At 68.3% G+C, this 15,840-nt stretch carries 12 protein-coding genes and 1 pseudogene; 4 read left to right on the top strand and 9 right to left on the bottom strand.

Translation table 11 applies throughout. The annotated features are described in order from the left end of the window. Positions 1-2,019 (top strand): TRAFs-binding domain-containing protein, encoded by a 2,019-nt coding sequence (locus HHL10_RS17515; protein WP_205833086.1) that lies wholly within the window; start codon positions 1-3, stop codon positions 2,017-2,019. Between the two features lie 124 nt (positions 2,020-2,143). Here HHL10_RS17515 and HHL10_RS17510 read toward each other — a convergent pair whose 3' ends face one another. The 3 genes and pseudogenes from HHL10_RS17510 to HHL10_RS17500 form a co-directional block, all read right to left on the bottom strand. Continuing rightward, positions 2,144-4,027 (bottom strand): toll/interleukin-1 receptor domain-containing protein, encoded by a 1,884-nt coding sequence (locus HHL10_RS17510; protein WP_169161678.1) that lies wholly within the window; start codon positions 4,025-4,027, stop codon positions 2,144-2,146. Further along, the gene (locus HHL10_RS17505) at positions 4,015-5,847 is read right to left on the bottom strand and encodes a tetratricopeptide repeat protein (RefSeq protein ID WP_169161677.1); all 1,833 of its coding nucleotides are present in this window, start codon (positions 5,845-5,847) and stop codon (positions 4,015-4,017) included. Before HHL10_RS17505 ends, HHL10_RS17510 begins: the two co-directional genes overlap by 13 nt. Before the next feature lie 362 nt (positions 5,848-6,209). After that, a pseudogene (locus HHL10_RS17500) lies at positions 6,210-6,992 on the bottom strand (hypothetical protein); the annotation flags it as partial. Between the two features lie 134 nt (positions 6,993-7,126). On the opposite strand from HHL10_RS17500, the gene HHL10_RS17495 reads away from it, so the two are divergent. Further along, positions 7,127-7,447, top strand: a complete 321-nt coding sequence (locus HHL10_RS17495) for a YnfA family protein (protein ID WP_169161676.1) — start codon at positions 7,127-7,129, stop codon at positions 7,445-7,447. Between the two features lie 45 nt (positions 7,448-7,492). Here the strand turns inward: HHL10_RS17495 and cadR are convergent, their stop codons facing one another. Beyond that, positions 7,493-7,942 carry a Cd(II)/Pb(II)-responsive transcriptional regulator gene (gene cadR, locus HHL10_RS17490; RefSeq protein ID WP_169161675.1) on the bottom strand — a complete coding sequence of 150 codons (450 nt, stop codon included), beginning with the start codon at positions 7,940-7,942 and terminating at the stop codon, positions 7,493-7,495. Positions 7,943-8,030: 88 nt separating this feature from the next. Here cadR and HHL10_RS17485 point away from each other — a divergent pair, with 88 nt between their 5' ends. Both HHL10_RS17485 and HHL10_RS17480 read left to right on the top strand, forming a co-directional pair. After that, a complete protein-coding gene (locus tag HHL10_RS17485; protein ID WP_169161674.1) occupies positions 8,031-10,259 on the top strand; it encodes a heavy metal translocating P-type ATPase in 2,229 nt (742 codons plus the stop codon). Between the two features lie 67 nt (positions 10,260-10,326). Next, a complete protein-coding gene (locus HHL10_RS17480; protein ID WP_169161673.1) occupies positions 10,327-10,659 on the top strand; it encodes a cobalt-zinc-cadmium resistance protein in 333 nt (110 codons plus the stop codon). A 223-nt stretch (positions 10,660-10,882) separates the two neighbouring features. On the opposite strand, the gene hppD is transcribed toward HHL10_RS17480, so the two are convergent. From hppD to HHL10_RS17455, 5 genes are all read right to left on the bottom strand, one after another. After that, on the bottom strand, positions 10,883-11,995 hold the full coding sequence (gene hppD / locus HHL10_RS17475) for a 4-hydroxyphenylpyruvate dioxygenase (protein ID WP_169161672.1): 1,113 nt from the start codon (positions 11,993-11,995) through the stop codon (positions 10,883-10,885). Between the two features lie 136 nt (positions 11,996-12,131). After that, positions 12,132-13,088, bottom strand: coding sequence for a hydroxymethylglutaryl-CoA lyase-like TIM-barrel protein (locus tag HHL10_RS17470; protein WP_169161671.1), 957 nt, complete (start codon positions 13,086-13,088; stop codon positions 12,132-12,134). A 25-nt stretch (positions 13,089-13,113) separates the two neighbouring features. Continuing rightward, complete coding sequence (locus HHL10_RS17465) at positions 13,114-13,638, bottom strand: gamma carbonic anhydrase family protein (RefSeq protein ID WP_169161670.1); 525 nt, start codon at positions 13,636-13,638, stop codon at positions 13,114-13,116. Between the two features lie 18 nt (positions 13,639-13,656). Next, the gene (locus tag HHL10_RS17460) at positions 13,657-14,634 is read right to left on the bottom strand and encodes a Bug family tripartite tricarboxylate transporter substrate binding protein (RefSeq protein ID WP_169161669.1); all 978 of its coding nucleotides are present in this window, start codon (positions 14,632-14,634) and stop codon (positions 13,657-13,659) included. A 34-nt stretch (positions 14,635-14,668) separates the two neighbouring features. Beyond that, entirely contained in the window at positions 14,669-15,826 is a 1,158-nt protein-coding gene (locus HHL10_RS17455; RefSeq protein ID WP_169161668.1) for a CaiB/BaiF CoA transferase family protein, read from the bottom strand. Positions 15,827-15,840 lie beyond the last annotated feature (14 nt).

Below are 15,840 nucleotides of genomic sequence, written 5' to 3'. Positions count from 1 at the left end.
ATGGCCACGCGCCCTCACGCCTTCGTCGCCATGCCGTTCGGCCGCAAGCCCGGGCCCGACGGTCACGAGGTGGACTACAACCGGGTCTACGACGAGCTGATCGCGCCGGCGATCGAGGCCGCCGGGCTCGACGCCTTCCGCGCCGACCAGGAGCTGGCCGCCGGCAGCATCGTGACCGACATGTTCCAGGAGTTGCTGATCGCCGACCTCGTCGTCGCCGACCTGTCCATCGCCAACCCCAACGTCTGGTACGAGGTCGGCGTGCGCCACGCGCTGCGCTCGCGCGGCGTCGTGCTGTTGTTCGGCGGCAAGGCGCCGAGCGCGTTCGACCTCTACACCGACCGCAAGCTGCGCTACGGCCTCGCCGGCGACGGGCCTGACCCGGCAACGCTGCAGCAGGACATCGACGCGCTGGCCGCCATGATCAAGGCGACGATGGCGTCCTGGCATGAGCGCCGCATCAGTCCCGTCTACCACCACCTGCCGAACCTGCGCGAGCCGGACTGGAAGACGTTGCGGCGCGTCGGCCCCGTGCGCGCCATCTGGGAAGCCCATGACCGCTGGGAGGGCCGGCTGCAGCTGGCGCGCGAGAGCAGCCGCATTGGCGACCTGCTGGTGCTGGCCGACGAGGGACCGGTGGCCGCGTTCCGCGCCGAAGCCTGGGTCCGTGCCGGCGCCGCGCTGCGCCAGTGTGGGCAGTTCCTGCTCGCGCTGGATTACCTGGCGAAGGGACTGGCGATCGAGCCCGGCCACCTGAAGGGGCTGCACGAAACCGGCATCTGCCTGCAGCGCCTGGGCATGAAAGGCGCACCCGGCCATTCGCTGGCGCGTGCGCGGCAGCACTACGAGGCAGTGCTGCGTGACCATCCGCGCGACGTCGAGACGTGGGCGCTGCTCGGCCGCGTTGACAAGGACGCCTGGGTCGCCGCGTGGCGGCGCGAGGGCAGCGCCGCCGCGACCAAGCGTGCCGACGCCGCCGACGAGGACGCGCTGCTGCGCGCCGCGATCCGCAGCTACGAGCGCGCCTACCGCTCGAACCCCGGCCACTACTTCTCCGGCATCAACGCCGTCACGCTGATGCACTTGGCGGCGCACCTCGGCGTGGACAGCGGCAGCAGCGAGCACGCGCGCGAAACGATGGCGTGCGCGGTGCGCTTCGCGGCCGAGAACGAAACCGATCCAGAGCAGCGCTATTGGGCGGCGGTGACGCTGGGCGACCTCGAAGTGCTGGGCGGCACGCCGCAGGCGGTGCAGCACGCCTACCGGGAGGCGGTCGCGGTGCCCGGCGTTACCTGGTTCGAGCTGTGCTCGTCACGCGATCAACTGCTGCTGCTGTCCGAGCTCGGCTTGCGGCCCGACGCGGTGGCCGCCGGGCTGGCGGTGTTCGATCGCAAGTTGCAGCGCCTGCAGCGGCCCGAGGACGCCTGGCAGCCGCGGCAGGTGCTGCTGTTCAGCGGCCACATGATCGACAGTCCGACGCGCGGGAAGCCGCGCTTTCCGGCCGCCGCCGAGCCACTGGCGGCGAAGGCGATCGGCGAAGCGCTTGACGCGCTCGGTGCCGACGGTCGGGACCTCGCACTGTGCCAGGCGGCGGCAGGGGGCGACCTGCTGTTCCTCGAAGCCTGTCAGCGGCGCGGCGTGCGCTGCCAGGTGCTGCTGCCGTTTGCCGAGCCCGAGTTCGTCGAGCGCTCGGTGCTGCCCGTGGTCGACGGCGCACGCTGGCGTGACCGCTTCTACGCCGCGCTCGGCAACGACGGCACCACGCTGCGCGTGATGCCGGTCGAGCTTGGCCCGGCCCCCGAAAGCGTCGACCCGTTCGAGCGCTGCAATCTCTGGCTGCTGTACAGCGCGCTGGCGCTGGGCGTGCAGAAGGTGAACTTCATCGCCCTGTGGAACGGCGCCCGCGGCGATGGTCCGGGCGGCACCTCGCACATGGTGGACGAGGTCAAGCGGCTGACCGGGCGCGTCATCCTGCTTGACACACGCGAGCTGTTTCGGCCGGTGAATCCGGCGGACTGACGCCCACTCGACAGAGGCTGCCTGGCCTGCGCAACGGCTCGATGAGTGAGGCTGCAGTTGCGGAGCCGACTGACCGAGGATCGGTCACCCCGGCCCCCCGGGCATGCCGTGACGCAAAGTTCGTTCACGCCTGCAGCGAGCGCCGTGGGCGGCGCTTTCGATGCAGGCGCATGGAGCTTTTGCAGAGCAAGGAGCGCGCAACGTTGAGATGACGCCTGCCCTTGGGCGTGGACAAGGCCTTCTGCAGAGCACCGAAAAGCTCGCCCGTGGTCAGGGAACCCTTCTCGGTGGCAACAGCTGTTTCCCCGCGCAACGCCTCCGCGATGCGCTGTGCCAGCGCCTCCACATGGCCGCTGCGCCAAGTCTGAAGGTGGTTGAAGGCGATGGGGACGGCGACCGGATCTTTCAGGATGGGAAATATCTTGAACTCCTGCGCCCTGATCGCCTTGATCACGGCCTTCGACAGCTCGAAGCGGCAAAAATTCTTGTGGAAATACTCGTTCGAGTAGATGGCCACGAAGAAACGGCTGCACTCGATGGCCTCCGCAAGGGTGAAGTACCACTGCGCACCCACGTGGATGGACTTCTTGTCGAAGAAGACCTTCAACGGGCGGCCGTCCACCTGCTGGCGCAAGAGTGCCCGGTGCAGAGCCGCCGCCCACGCGGCGTTTGCCGACGGGGTACGTGAGTAGCTGAGGAACAGGTCGTACGCAGGCAAGGGCCCGGTACTGCGCTCGCTCACGTTTTCCTGCAGAGCGCGGTCGCGCAGCCGCAGGTGGGTCAGATGGCAACTCAGCGCCACGGCTGCCAGCGAAGCCAGAACCACGAACATCACGTGCGGGAACACGATGTACGCGGTCGCCTGCAGGCCCGCCACCAGCACTCCCGACAGCAGCCACGTCAAGGCCAAGGCAAGCGCGGCCGCCGACTTCAGCCGCAAGCGCAACCGAACCACCCTGCGGCGCAGGCAGTGAAACAGCTTGATCGACAGCGGCACAGCGACAAGCGGGACGCCGAGCAGCCATTGCGGGCCTGACAGGACGGTCGCGGGAGCCCCGGTGGGCGAAGGGCTCATCAACCCGGCCAGGCTCCAGCCCAGCAGCTCGGGGCCGCTGAGGTCGTGTCGGCCCCTTCCTGAAAGCGGCCGGTCGTACTCGACATTCCCGACGATGACGATGCGCCCACCCAGGCGCTGGTCGTCCTGGGCCAGGCAGTCGGGAACAACGCGCTGCTCCTGCGTGCCGGTGAACGAACCCTGGGTCGAGAAATGTCCACCACACACGCGCCAGAGATGGCTGGTCTTGCCACCCACGAACACCACCAATGGCTCCGAGCGATCCGTCCAGCCGGGCTTGCGAGCCGGGTTCAGGCTGTCGGCCACCAGTGCCGCCAGGGACGGGATGGCGCAGCCGGAAGCCGGCACGGCCAGGTTCACCGGCGCCAACGGGGTGTCCGCCAGTGGACCGGACTCCTCCGGGGAGGAGATGCACGGCTGGAACCAGACAACACCGCGGTAGGCCATGAACTCGGTATGGCCCCACCCACCATGCCGGGCGCCGGTCCCATGCAGCCGGCCATAGACCTGGCTGCCCGCCATACGCTGCATGAAATCGGGATCGACGTCATCGGAGCCGGGCCGTCGAGCGTCTACGGCGAAAAAGACGGGCGTCTTCTTCACGAGGCTCTGCACCGCGCGCCCCAGCTCGTCGAGCCCGAGCGGCAGGGCACTGATGGAGACATCGACGATGACGGCTTCGGGCGCAGGTTGCAGCCCGGCCAACCGGTCCAAGGTCGCCGCCAGCTCACGCCGGAACTGCCCGGTCGTCGCCGGGTTGCGATCCCAGGGAACGTCCAGCACATGCAACTTCTCCGGCCACGCCACCTCGCGAGGGCTGAGTTTCGCAACCAGCCACCAGTCCAGTTCGTTGAGGGAATCCAGCACCTTCAGCAGCAGCAAGACCAGCAGGACGAACGCCAGGACGTGGTAGCGGGCCTTCACGCCGGACATTGCTGCTCCCGGCGCGCGACGGCCGTTTCCAGTTCACGGGCCGTGCGTGCAGCCTCGTCGCTGCCGTCCGTGTCACCCACCGCGCGCCTTGCCTCGGCCAACCCGCGCCATGCCGCAGCCAGCTCGGGGTGAGGGGCGCTTGGAAACAGCGTGAGCAGGTGGCGGAGTGAGGCGTCGAAGGCCTCGCCGGCAACCGCCGGCCGACTGGCCAGCAGCAACGCCTGTCCGCGACGGCGCTGTACCCGGCCCTTGCGTAGCGCATCGGACGGCAACTGCTGCAGCACGGCCAGCGCCCTGTCGTACGCGGCGATGGCATCCGTGCCTTGACCGTTGCGGAAACTCATCCACCCCAGACTGCTGAATGTGTCGGCATCCAGCAGGTGCGGTTCCGTGAAGATCGTCCGTGTGATCTTGCGTGCCTGCTGGTGGCGCTCCATGGCCTGGGCAAAGCGGCCCAACCCGGATTCGTCCTCGCCAACGGCGTTGAGGGCGGCGACGATCTCCTCGTGATAGATCAGGCCGTCGCCCCGCCGCAGCGGTGAACGCAGGCGCTGCAGGATCTCCAGGGCTTGCTCATGCTGGGTCAGGGCCGCGGCAAACTTACCCTGCTCGAAGGCGGCGTCGCCCATGATGGCGTTCAGTTCCGCGAAGGCCGGATGGTTGGCGCCCCGGTAGTGCTGACGCAACTGCTCCAGCGTCGCCTGTGCCATGCGCGTCGCGCAGCCGTAGAGCCCCGAGGCCTGATAGGCACGGGCCAGGTTGGTGCCCTCCTCCTCGACCGAATGCTCCCCTTCCCGTGAAGGCAGCGCGCGATGCTGCTGAATGCTGGCGCTGAAATGCCGCACGGCGTCGTCGAACCGGTTGGCCAGCAAGGCGGCACGGCCGAGCCGGCCCTGCAGCACGGCCCGCCAGTAAGCCTCGTCACCGCGCGGCGGGGCTGCCTCTTGGCTGGCCGCTGCGCGCTCGAACGTCACGCGAGCATCCTCGGCGCGAGCCAAGGACAGTTGCACGTCCCCCAGTGCCATAAGCATGTTGAAGGCCCCTGCGGAGTCACCGTCCCTGACGGCGGCGTCGTGCCGCGCCTCGAAAAACGTCTGCGCTTCGGCGTAGCTGCCGAACCTGGCCAGGTAGTCCACGGGCGTCAGCGCAAAGCGACCTTCGGGATCTCCCGCGACCAGCCTCGTGGTGATCTGGATCTCGGTATCGCCAAGAGTGCCGTCGTCGCGGACAACCTGCACCAGGCCCGGATGTCGCACCAGCAGGCTGCCCTGGGTAACCAGGTAGCGGGCCTCGGCTGCGCCGGGATTGAGTTCTGCCAGGAACTCGGTGCCCTGCGTCTGGGCGTGAACCGTGTCGGCCTGAACGTTGAAGAAGTCCAGCCGGTTGAACACCTTGAAGAGCCAGCGCCCGGCCAGGACCTTGTAGGACTCGCCCTCGGGGCCCGTCTTGAGCAGCACCAACCGGGCCGGTGCCTTCTGGTTGCGCACCCGTTGCCCGTTACTGCTTTCCAGTACCAGGGTGACGCCTTCGGGCACGCCCAGCGTGGCGCCTTCAGGCAGCGTCGAGCGGGGCAGGAGCAGGGCTGTCACCTGCTTGCTGTCGCCCGGCGCGACGAAATCGACCTTGACCTTGGATACCGGTACGCCGCTGCGCTCAATCGACGTCACCTGCCAAGACCTCGCCCAGGCCGGCAGCGCGGCAAGCGAGGTGAGGAGCAGGCCCATGACCCAGCGGCACAGAAGCCTTTGTTCGCGGATCATGACAGGCCATCCGCCAGCGGCACACCGGTGCAGCCGCTTCGCTTCAGTCAGCAATTGCATGTCCACTGGGCACTCCACGAGGTGGTGGCTTCGCAGTAGAAGGCATGCAGCGCCGGTGCAACAGCGCATTGCTCCGCCCTGAAGGCGACGCAGCATGCCCTCGCTCTTTTCCTGTGCATCGTGAACCACATTGCGTGCCCTGTATTGAGACGCGTCAAGTGGCTCCAAGCGTGAGGAGTGACGGCTTGAATGCTGAGCTGCGCCTGCTCCACCGCGACCCGCTGCCCCCGCCCACCGGCTGTTTCGACCGGTCGGTGCAACGGTGTTGGGCTGTTGTGGTGAAGCGGGAATGAGAGAGAAACAGCACGGCCTGACACGGGCTGAAAACGGGTTGCCGGCGCCGGCCGGGAACCCGCGCCGGGTCAATAGATGCCGGTGAGGTAGTAGATGCCGATGACCACGAACACCGCCGCGGTCTTGATGAGGGTGATCATGAAGATGTCGCCATAGGACTGGGTGTGGGTCAGGCCGGTGTCGTCCAGCAGCGTGATGACGGCGCCGTTGTGCGGCAGCGTGTCCATGCCGCCGCTGGCCATCCAGACGGCCGCGATCTTGGACACCTCGATCACGACCGGCTTGCCGCCGGGCAGCGGCAACTCGTGCGTCGAGCCGTAGTAGCCGTGGATGAGGTCGGTGAAGACGCGGTTGAGCACGCCCACCAGCACCAGTGGCAGCAGCGCGACCAGCGGATGCCGCAACTGCTCCGCCTCGAAGGGCTCGGGTTCGTTGAGCAGGCTGGTGCCGCAGCCCTCGCCGGCGGCCGCCGCGCGGCGGCGCCGCAGCTCCAGGTACAACATCCCGACCACGAAGATGAACAGCGCGCCGGACACGCCCAGCCACGGCGCGGCCCAGGTGTTGGTGTTGAAGAACGTGGTGGGGATGATGTTCTGGATCTGCGGCGTGCCCGGCAGCGAATCCATGGTGAAGGTGAAGGCCCCCAGCGCTATCGTGCCGGGGATGAGCCGCTTGGGGATGTTGCTCTGGCGGAACATCTCCGCGGCGAACGGGTACACCGCGAACACCACCACGAACAGCGACACGCCGCCGTAGGTCCGCACCGCGCACACGAGCACGATGGACAGCATCGCCCGCCCGCGCCCGACCAGATCGATGACGGCGGTGATGATCGACTTCGAGAAGCCCGAAGCAAAGCACGGACGACGGAGCGGCCACGAGCAAGGCCAGGTGAGTGGGCATCCGCCTGGACTTTCGGTTCGTATCCGCGGATCGTGCCGCGGGCTGCTGTGGGCCCCAAACAGTCGCCCATCACAATGGTGCGATGAGAACTCTCCTCTTGTTCCTCGCCACGGCGCTGGCCGAGATCGCGGGATGCTATCTGCCCTACCTTTGGCTCAAGCAGGGACGATCGATCCTCTTGCTGATCCCGGCGGCGCTGAGCCTGGCGCTGTTCGCGTGGCTGTTGACGCTGCATGAAACCGCTGCGGGCCGTGTCTACGCGGCCTATGGCGGCGTCTACATTGGGGTGGCGCTGCTGTGGCTGTGGGCCGTGGACCAGATCCGCCCGACGGCCTGGGACGTGGCCGGCGCGGCCGTGGCGCTGGCCGGCATGGGCATCATCATGTTTCAGCCTTCCCGGTAGCCCGCGGCGCCAGAAGCTGCCGTCCGTGGCAGCGCGCCGGTGCGCTCAGTGGGCACCGCGGACGTGGCCCAAGCGCTGTGGGCGAGGGGAAGGCGCCTGGTTGGCTGCCTGGCTGAGCTCGTTGAGGATGCCGCAGTCCCGCGCCTGCTGGCCCTGGTTGCATTGCTGGCGCAGTTCCTTGAGAGCCTTCTCCAGTGAGCGCAACTCGCGGATGCGCTGTGCCACGTGCCCGATGTGCTGGTCCAGCAGCGCATTGACCTCGCCGCAGTTGTCCTCGGGCGCGTCCTTGTAGCGCAGCAGTACCCGGATCTCGTCGAGCGTCATGTCCAGGTTGCGGCAGTGCCGCACGAACGCCAGCCGCTCGGCGTGGGCTGCGCCGTAAACGCGGTAGTTGTTGTCGGCGCGCTCGGGCGCCGGCAGCAACCCTTCGCGCTCGTAGAAGCGGATCGTCTCCACCGGCGTGCCGGTGGCGCTGGCAAGCTCTGAAATCTTCATCCGGCAAGGTCTCCAGGGACTTGTGGCAGGGGGTTTGACTCTGTACCTGCTACAGGGTTTCCAATGGTGGCAGATCGGAAGAACCACCATGAAGTCCCAGCACTCCACTTCTTCGTGCAGCAGCGGCGCGTGCTGCGGCGGCGCACCGGCCGCCACCGTGCCCGTCAGTTCCATGCCCGTGTCGCGCGCCGGCACGGCCGTGTACCGCATCCCGACCATGGACTGCCCGGTCGAAGAGGCCGAGATTCGCCGCGCCCTCGAAGGCGTGAGCGGCATCCGTGCCCTGGACTTTCAGCTTGGCGCGCGTACGCTGGCCATCACCGCGCCGGCGCACGTGCTGCCCCGGGCGCTGGAATCCATCACCGGCGCCGGCTTCAAGCCGCAGCCGATGCAGCCACGACAGGGCGACGGCGCCCAGGCGGGCCCGGGGCACCACGACCATGAGCACGACACACCCTCGGGCATCAGGCGCCTGGCATGGGCGCTCGCGCTGGCGCTGCTGGCCGAAGGCATCGAGCTCTTCGCGGCGCACACCACGGCGTTCGAGCTCGCGGGCATGGCGCTGGCGCTGGCCGCCATCGCGCTGTCTGGTCTGGAGACCTACACCAAGGGCTTCGCGGCGCTGCGCCGCGGCCGGCTCACCATCAACGCGCTGATGTCGGTGGCTGTCACCGGCGCCTTCCTCATCGGCCAGTGGCCCGAGGCCGCCATGGTGATGGCGCTCTACGGCATCGCCGAGCTCATCGAGGCGCGCGCTGCGGATCGGGCCCGCAATGCGATCCGCACGCTCATGGCCCTGGCGCCCGAGCAGGCCGATGTGCGCCAAGCCGATGGCAGCTGGAAGGTACTGAGCGCAGGCGCCGTGGCTGTGGGCGACACGGTGCGCATCCGCCCGGGCGAGCGCGTGCCGCTGGACGGCACCGTCACGCGCGGCACCAGCGCCGTGAACCAGGCCCCCGTGACCGGCGAGAGCATCCCGGTGGACAAGCAGCCGGGCGATGCGGTCTTCGCCGGCACCGTCAACGACACCGGCGAGATCGAGGTGCGCGTCACGGCCCCCGCCTCCGACAGCACGCTCACGCGCATCATTCATGCCGTCGAGCAGGCGCAGAGCGCACGGGCGCCCACCCAGCGCTTCGTGGACCGCTTCGCGCAGGTCTACACGCCGGCGATCTTTGCGCTGGCCGTGGCCACCGCCGTGCTGCTGCCGTGGCTCACCGACGCTCCCTGGACCTCGGGCGTCTACAAGGCGCTGGTGCTGCTGGTCATCGGCTGCCCCTGCGCGCTCGTCATCTCCACGCCGGTGACGGTGGTCAGCGCACTGGCCGCCGCGGCGCGGCGCGGCGTGCTGATCAAGGGCGGCACGCACCTGGAGCAGGCTCGCTCGCTCAAGGTCGTGGCCCTGGACAAGACCGGCACGCTCACCGAAGGCCGCCCGAAGCTCGTGCATTGGGAAAGCCTGCAGGGCGAGCGCGACGCCAACGCGCTGCTGGCCGCGAGCCTCGCCGCGCGCTCGGACCACCCGGTGTCGCAGGCCATCGCTGCGGGCCTGGCGCTGCAGGGCAACGGCATCAGCGCGTTCAAGGCCCTGGCCGGCCGCGGTGTGGAAGGCGTGATGGCCGGCCGGCGTTACGTGCTGGGCAACCATCGGCTGGCCGAGGAACGCGGGCAGTGCGGCGCCGCGCTGGAGCAGCGGCTGCGGGCGCAGGAAGCGCAGGGCCGCAGCGTCACGCTGCTCATGGGCGACGACGGCGTGCTGGCCGTTTTCGCGGTGGCCGACACGATCAAGCCCACCTCGCGCGAGGCGGTGGCACAGCTGCGCGCGCTGGGCGTCACGCCGGTGCTGCTCACCGGCGACAACGCGGCCACGGGGCAGACCATCGCCCGCGAGGCCGGCATCGACGAGGCACGCGGCAACCTGCTGCCTGAGGACAAGCTCGCCGCCGTGCAGGAGCTGCGCCGGCGCGGCGCCGTGGCCATGGTGGGCGACGGCATCAACGACGCGCCGGCGCTGGCGCGCGCGGACCTGGGCGTCGCCATGGGCGCGGCGGGCACCGACACGGCCATGGAGGCTGCCGACGTGGTGGTGATGAACGACGACCTGCGCCGCCTGCCCGAAGCGATCCGGCTCTCGCGCCGCGCGCACGCCGTGCTGTGGCAGAACATCGCCTTTGCCCTCGGCGTGAAGGCCGTCTTCTTCGTGCTGGCGGTGTTCGGCTCGGCCACGATGTGGATGGCCGTCTTTGCCGACATGGGCGCGACGCTGATCGTGGTGGCCAACGGGCTGCGCCTGCTCAAGGCCCGTCCCCAGGAGTAGCGACATCGGGTCAAACCCTGTAGTCGCTACCCTCCCCGCCATGCGCCGCTGGCGCCTCGTCTTTTTCATGGCACTCCTGCCGCTGCAGCTCTCGAGGGCTGCCGTGGCGGCGTACTGCCAGCACGAGCCGGCTCCGGCCCAGGGAGGACACTTGGGCCACCACGAGCACCAGCCCCATGACCACAGCACCACGGCCAAGGACGGCCACGCCGACAAGAAAGCGCCTCTGACAGCGGATGAGGACTGCGGCACCTGCCACCTTGGCCACGCGCAGATGCTCCTGAGCGACGCGCCTGCGCTCGCGCCACCGACGCTGCCGCCGCGCGTGGCCTGCCACAGCGCGTTGCACGGCTCTCACATCCCGGCGCTGCCCGAGTGCCCTGACCGGCGCCTCGCCTGATTCCCATGGGCCATGACCACGCTCACAAAAAACAACATACCTGCGTATTGCGGACTACTTGCAACTCAGCGGCCTGCTTCTTCAACTCACTTTCCCTTTACCTTTTCTCACATTGGAACAGCGCCTGCACAAGCAAAGGCGGGGCGTCAAGAGCTAAAGGCTGAGTGGAAGTTAGCTGGTATGTTGTTTGATCTGCTCAGTCCACCTGTGCCTCGCGTTGGACTCACTTCACGCAAGCCTCTGCGCCCAGCTCCGCGCAGGCCTGGACGGTCAGCACCCCACGCCGGATCTGATCCCGCTCCATCGACTCGAACAGCGCCTTGAAATTGCCCTCGCCGAAGCCCTCGTCGCCCTTGCGCTGGATGAACTCGAAGAACACCGGCCCGAACAGCGCCTGCGAGAAGATCTGCAGCAGCAGCCGCTTCTGCCCGCCCTGCGTGCTGCCGTCGAGCAGGATGCCTCGCGCCCGCAGCTCATTGACGTCCTCGCCGTGGCCCGGTAGCCGCTCCTGCAGCATCTCGTAGTACACGTCGTTGGGCGCCGTCATCACCGGGATGCCCGCCAGCTGCAGCGCGTCCACGCTGCGGAAGATGTCGTCGGTCAAGAGCGCCACGTGCTGGATGCCCTCGCCGTTGAAGGCCATCAGGAACTCCTCGATCTGTCCCGACCCTTGCTTGGATTCCTCGTTGAGCGGGATGCGGATGAGCCCGTCCGGCGCCGTCATGGCCTTGGAGGTCAGCCCCGTGTACTCGCCCTGGATGTCGAAGTAGCGGATCTCGCGGAAGTTGAAGAGCTTCTCGTAGAAGCCGGCCCAGTACGCCATGCGCCCGCGGTAGACGTTGTGCGTGAGGTGGTCGATGAGCTTGAAGCCATGGCCCGCGGGGCGGCGCTCCACGCCGGGCAGGAACTCGAAGTCGATGTCGTAGATGCTCTTGCCGTCCTCGAAGCGGTCGATCAGGTACAGCGGCGCGCCGCCGATGCCCTTGATCGCCGGCAGCCGCAGCTCCATCGGGCCGGTGGGAATTTCCACGGGCTGGGCGCCCAGCTCCAGCGCGCGGGCATAGGCCTTGTGCGAGTCGCGCACGCGAAACGCCAGGCCGCAGGCGGAAGGGCCATGCTCGGCGGCGAAGTACGAGGCGATGCTGTGCGGCTCGTTGTTGACGATGAAGTTGATGTCGCCCTGGCGGTACAGCAGCACGTCCTTGGAGCGGTGCTTGGCGACGAGGGTGAAGCCCATTTTCTCGAACAGCGGCTCCAGCACGCCAGGAACAGGCGAGGCGAACTCGACGAACTCGAAGCCCATCAGGGCCATGGGATTGTCAAAGAGGTCGGCCATGTCTATCTCCAAAAATCTTCGTAAGGTCGGGAAGTCAGTGCTCAGGCATGGCCGGCGGGCGGCGCGCAGGGCATGCCTCGCACGCTGCGCGCAAGGTGGTCGCCAATGAAGAGAGCGATGGCACACATGGAAGTCGTCAGTACGTGCCGAGGTCGAACGGGTAGCGCCGCCGCGCTTCCTCCGCCGCGCGCCCCATGGCACCGAACAGCGCCAAGGCATCGGGGTTCACGCCGGCAAAGCGTCGCAGTTCCGCCAGGGTCCGCCTGTCCACGCCGACGTCAACACCGCGTCGCTGCAGCAGTTCGGCCACGGCCTCCAGACTCACGTTGCCGTGCGTGCCGGGGACCAGGCGGCTGCCGCCCATGCCGGCCAGCGATGCATCCACGTGCGTGACACCCACGTCCAGCGTGGCCTCGACCGTGGCCAAGTGGCCGCTGTCGTCACCGTGCAGGTGCGCATTCAGGGTGCGGCCGTTCGTCAACGGGCGAGCCCGCTGGAACAGCTCCCGAACAGCCTCGGGCGTCGCATGGCCGAAGGTGTCTCCCAGCCCAATTTGGTCGGCACCGCGCTGGACGCTCTCACGCACCAGGCCCAGCACGACCTCAGGCGCCATGTGCCCAAGTCGCATGCAGCTGAAGGCCGTGCTGATGCCGGCCTCGATTTGCGTGGCCATAGCGCGCTCGTCGCGCAAAGTGCTGATCTGCGCGAGCTCTTGCAGCATTTGTGCCGCATTGCGGCCGACGCTGGCCTGGCCGTAGCGATCACTGGCCGAGATCGGCAGCGTCACCATGGCCACCCCGGCGTCGAAGGCGCGTGCCGCTCCTTCGGCGTCGTGCACCTGCACGCATACCTGGAGGTCCGGCAGCGTGGTGGCGAAGGCCACCACTTCGGGCGTGTCCGCCATCTGCGGCAGGCGCCCAGGCGCCGCGTAGGTGCCGACATCGATATGGCGCAGGCCCGCGGCGTAGGCCAGCAGAATCCAGTCGCACTTGAAGGCCGTGGGCACAGGCCGGGCCAGGACCTGCAGACCGTCGCGCAGACCCACCTCGCGCACGACGACCTGTTGCGGCGCGGATACGGGAGCAGCCTGCATGGCACGTCCTTTTGTGCAGGCCTTGTCAGCCCACGCGCTCCAGCTGCGTGGCAAACATCGCGGCACGCTCGGCATAACTCGTGGCACTTGCTTCGAGGTTCGTCACGTCCTCGTCGCTGAGCTGGCGCACGACCTTGGCCGGCGCTCCCAGGATGAGGCTGCGATCCGGGAACTCCTTGTGCTCGGTGACGATGGCGCCGGCGCCCACCAGGCAGTGCTTGCCGATCCTGGCGCCGTTGAGGATGACGGCCTGGATGCCGATCAGGCTGCCTTCGCCGATGGTGCAGCCATGCAGCATGGCTTGGTGGCCCACCGTGACGCGCTCGCCGACAGCCAGCGGGTAGCCCGGGTCGGCATGCAGCACCGCGCCCTCCTGCACGTTGGACCGCGCGCCGATGGTGATGGGCTCGTTGTCGCCGCGCGCTACGGCCTGGAACCAGACGCTGGCCTGCGCGCCCAGGCGCACGTCGCCTACCAGCGTGGCATCGGGGGCCACGAAGGCGGTGGCGTCAACGCAAGGGGCCTTGTCGCCCAGTCGGTATTGAGACATCTCAGGACTCCCGCGCGCTCATTCCATCGTGATGTTGGCCTTCTTCACGATCCTGGCGTAGCGCTCCTGCTCGTTGCGGAAGTACTGCGCCGAGGCCTCGGGCGTCATCGGGTTGAGGATCGTGACCTGCTTGTCCATGGCTTGCTTCACCTCCGGCGTGTTGGCCGCAGTGATGAAGGCGTTGTAGATGCGCTTGACCTGCTCGGGCGGCAGCTTGGCCGGCCCCACCAGTGCAAACCAGCCGGCCACGTCCACGCCCGGCAAGCCTTGCTCGGCCACGGTGGGCACGTCCGGCAGCGCGGCGATGCGCTCCTTGCCCGTCACGCCGATGGCGCGCAGCTTGCCGCTCTTGATGTGGGGCACCACCGACGGGACCGACACCACGCCGAAGTCCACCTGGCCGCCCACGAGGTCCGTCACCATCGGGCCCACGCCCTTGTACGGGACGTGCAGCGCCTTGGCGCCGGCCTCGTCCAGGACCATCGCGCTGGCCAGGTGCAGGATGGTGCCGTTGCCTGACGAGGCGTAACTGACGCCGTCGCGCTTGGCCTTGAGCAGCACAGTGAGCTCCTTGACGTTCCTGGCCGGCACCCGCTCGGCATTGGCCACCAGCACGAAGGGCGTGGCACCGCCCACGGTGATGGGCGTGATGTCGGCCAGCGAGTCAAAGGGCATCTTCTTGTAGATGCTCGGATTGACCACGTGGTTGTTGGAGACCACGGCGATGGTCTGCCCGTCCGGCGCGGCCTTGACCAGGGTCTGGGTGCCGGTGATGCCGCCGGCGCCGGGCAGGTTCTCGATGACCACCGGCTGGCCCAGCGCCTTGGAGAAGGCCGGGCCGATGGCGCGCATGATGGCATCCACGCCCGAGCCCGTGCTCACAGGCAGGATGACGCGCAGCGGCTTGTCGTTCTGGGCCAGCACGGGCAGCGTGCTGAAGGCGAGTGCAGCGGCCGCACCGGCCACGAAGGCGCGGCGCCCGGTCGAAAATCGCATGTCTGTCTCCTGTTGGTGGTTGAGGCGTTGCGGCTTACGGCGCCGTCTCTTTGGCCAGTCGGGCAAGGACCTCTTCGGTGTGCTCGCCCACCCTGGGCAGTGCGTGGCGCACGCCCAGACGACGCTCGCCCATGAGCAGCGGCAGCAGCACGGCCTTGGTCGTGCCGCCGTCGTCGGTGGGCATGTCCACCAGGCCGCCGGACTCGATCAGGTGCGGGTCATTGACGAGCTGGTCCGGGCGCACGATGGGCGCGTAGGGCAGCCCGGCCGCTTCCAGCGCGGGCACCAGGTCGGCGATGTGGTGCTGGCGCAGCGTCTCGCCCAGCTGCGCCAGCAGTTGCGGCCGCACCGCCACGCGCTGCGCGTTGGTCGCGAGCGCCGGGTCGCTGGCCAGGTCCGGGCGTTTGATCACGCTGCACAGCGTCTGGAACTGCTTGTCGCTGACCGCGCCGATGAAGAGCTGCTCCTCGTCGGCCAGCGTGAAGACGTCGTACACGCTCCAGGCCGACACGCGCGAGGGCATGGGCGGCGGCGGCTCGTTCGTCATCAGGAACTGCTGCATGTGCTGCGAGGCCAGCAGCACACAGTTCTCGAACAGCGCGCTCTGGATCTCCTGACCCTTGCCGGTGCGGTGCCGCTCCTGCAAGGCGGCCAGCACGCCGATGGCGCCGAACATGCCACCCATGATGTCGTTGACCGAGGTGCCCGCGCGCAGCGGCCGGCCCTTGGGGCCGGTCATGTAGGTCAGGCCCGCCATGTTCTGCACCACCTCGTCCAGCGCCAGCCGCTTCTCGTACGGGCCGGGCAGGAAGCCCTTGTGCGAGACGTAGATGAGATGGGGGTACTTCTTTGACAGGCTCTCGTAGTCCAGGCCCAGCTTGGTCATCAGGCCGGGGCGGAAGTTCTCCAGCATCACGTCGCACTGGCCGATGAGCTCCAGCGCCGTGGCGTGCCCTTGCGGCGTGTTGATGTCCAGGACCACGCTCTTCTTGTTGCGGTTGAAGCTGCGGAAGAAGCCGATCCCGAGACCGGGCAGGTTGCGCGTCTTGTCGCCGCCGGGCGGCTCGATCTTGATGACCTCGGCGCCCAGGTCCGCCAGGATCATGCCGCAGGTGGGGCCCATCACCATGTGGGTGAACTCGATGACGCGCACGCCTTCGAGCGGCAGGCCAGTCGTTGCTTGGTTGCTCATGGAACTTGTCTCCG

It is taken from the genome of Azohydromonas caseinilytica (assembly GCF_012927045.1).
In the GTDB taxonomy this organism is placed as follows: domain Bacteria; phylum Pseudomonadota; class Gammaproteobacteria; order Burkholderiales; family Burkholderiaceae_C; genus Azohydromonas; species Azohydromonas caseinilytica.
Note: the sequence above shows the minus strand (reverse complement) of the source record. Positions and strands in the feature narration are given on the sequence as shown.

Excerpts from the sequence above, each read along its gene's own strand:
- HHL10_RS17460 (WP_169161669.1), bottom strand. The coding sequence starts at position 14,634 with ATGCGATTTTCGACCGGGCGCCGCGCCTTCGTGGCCGGTGCGGCCGCT.
- HHL10_RS17485 (WP_169161674.1), top strand. The coding sequence starts at position 8,031 with ATGAAGTCCCAGCACTCCACTTCTTCGTGCAGCAGCGGCGCGTGCTGC.
- hppD (WP_169161672.1), bottom strand. The coding sequence starts at position 11,995 with ATGGCCGACCTCTTTGACAATCCCATGGCCCTGATGGGCTTCGAGTTC.
- HHL10_RS17480 (WP_169161673.1), top strand. The coding sequence starts at position 10,327 with ATGGCACTCCTGCCGCTGCAGCTCTCGAGGGCTGCCGTGGCGGCGTAC.
- HHL10_RS17505 (WP_169161677.1), bottom strand. The coding sequence starts at position 5,847 with ATGCAATTGCTGACTGAAGCGAAGCGGCTGCACCGGTGTGCCGCTGGC.
- HHL10_RS17470 (WP_169161671.1), bottom strand. The coding sequence starts at position 13,088 with ATGCAGGCTGCTCCCGTATCCGCGCCGCAACAGGTCGTCGTGCGCGAG.
- cadR (WP_169161675.1), bottom strand. The coding sequence starts at position 7,942 with ATGAAGATTTCAGAGCTTGCCAGCGCCACCGGCACGCCGGTGGAGACG.
- HHL10_RS17455 (WP_169161668.1), bottom strand. The coding sequence starts at position 15,826 with ATGAGCAACCAAGCAACGACTGGCCTGCCGCTCGAAGGCGTGCGCGTC.
- HHL10_RS17465 (WP_169161670.1), bottom strand. The coding sequence starts at position 13,638 with ATGTCTCAATACCGACTGGGCGACAAGGCCCCTTGCGTTGACGCCACC.
- HHL10_RS17495 (WP_169161676.1), top strand. The coding sequence starts at position 7,127 with ATGAGAACTCTCCTCTTGTTCCTCGCCACGGCGCTGGCCGAGATCGCG.
- HHL10_RS17510 (WP_169161678.1), bottom strand. The coding sequence starts at position 4,027 with ATGTCCGGCGTGAAGGCCCGCTACCACGTCCTGGCGTTCGTCCTGCTG.
- HHL10_RS17515 (WP_205833086.1), top strand. The coding sequence starts at position 1 with ATGGCCACGCGCCCTCACGCCTTCGTCGCCATGCCGTTCGGCCGCAAG.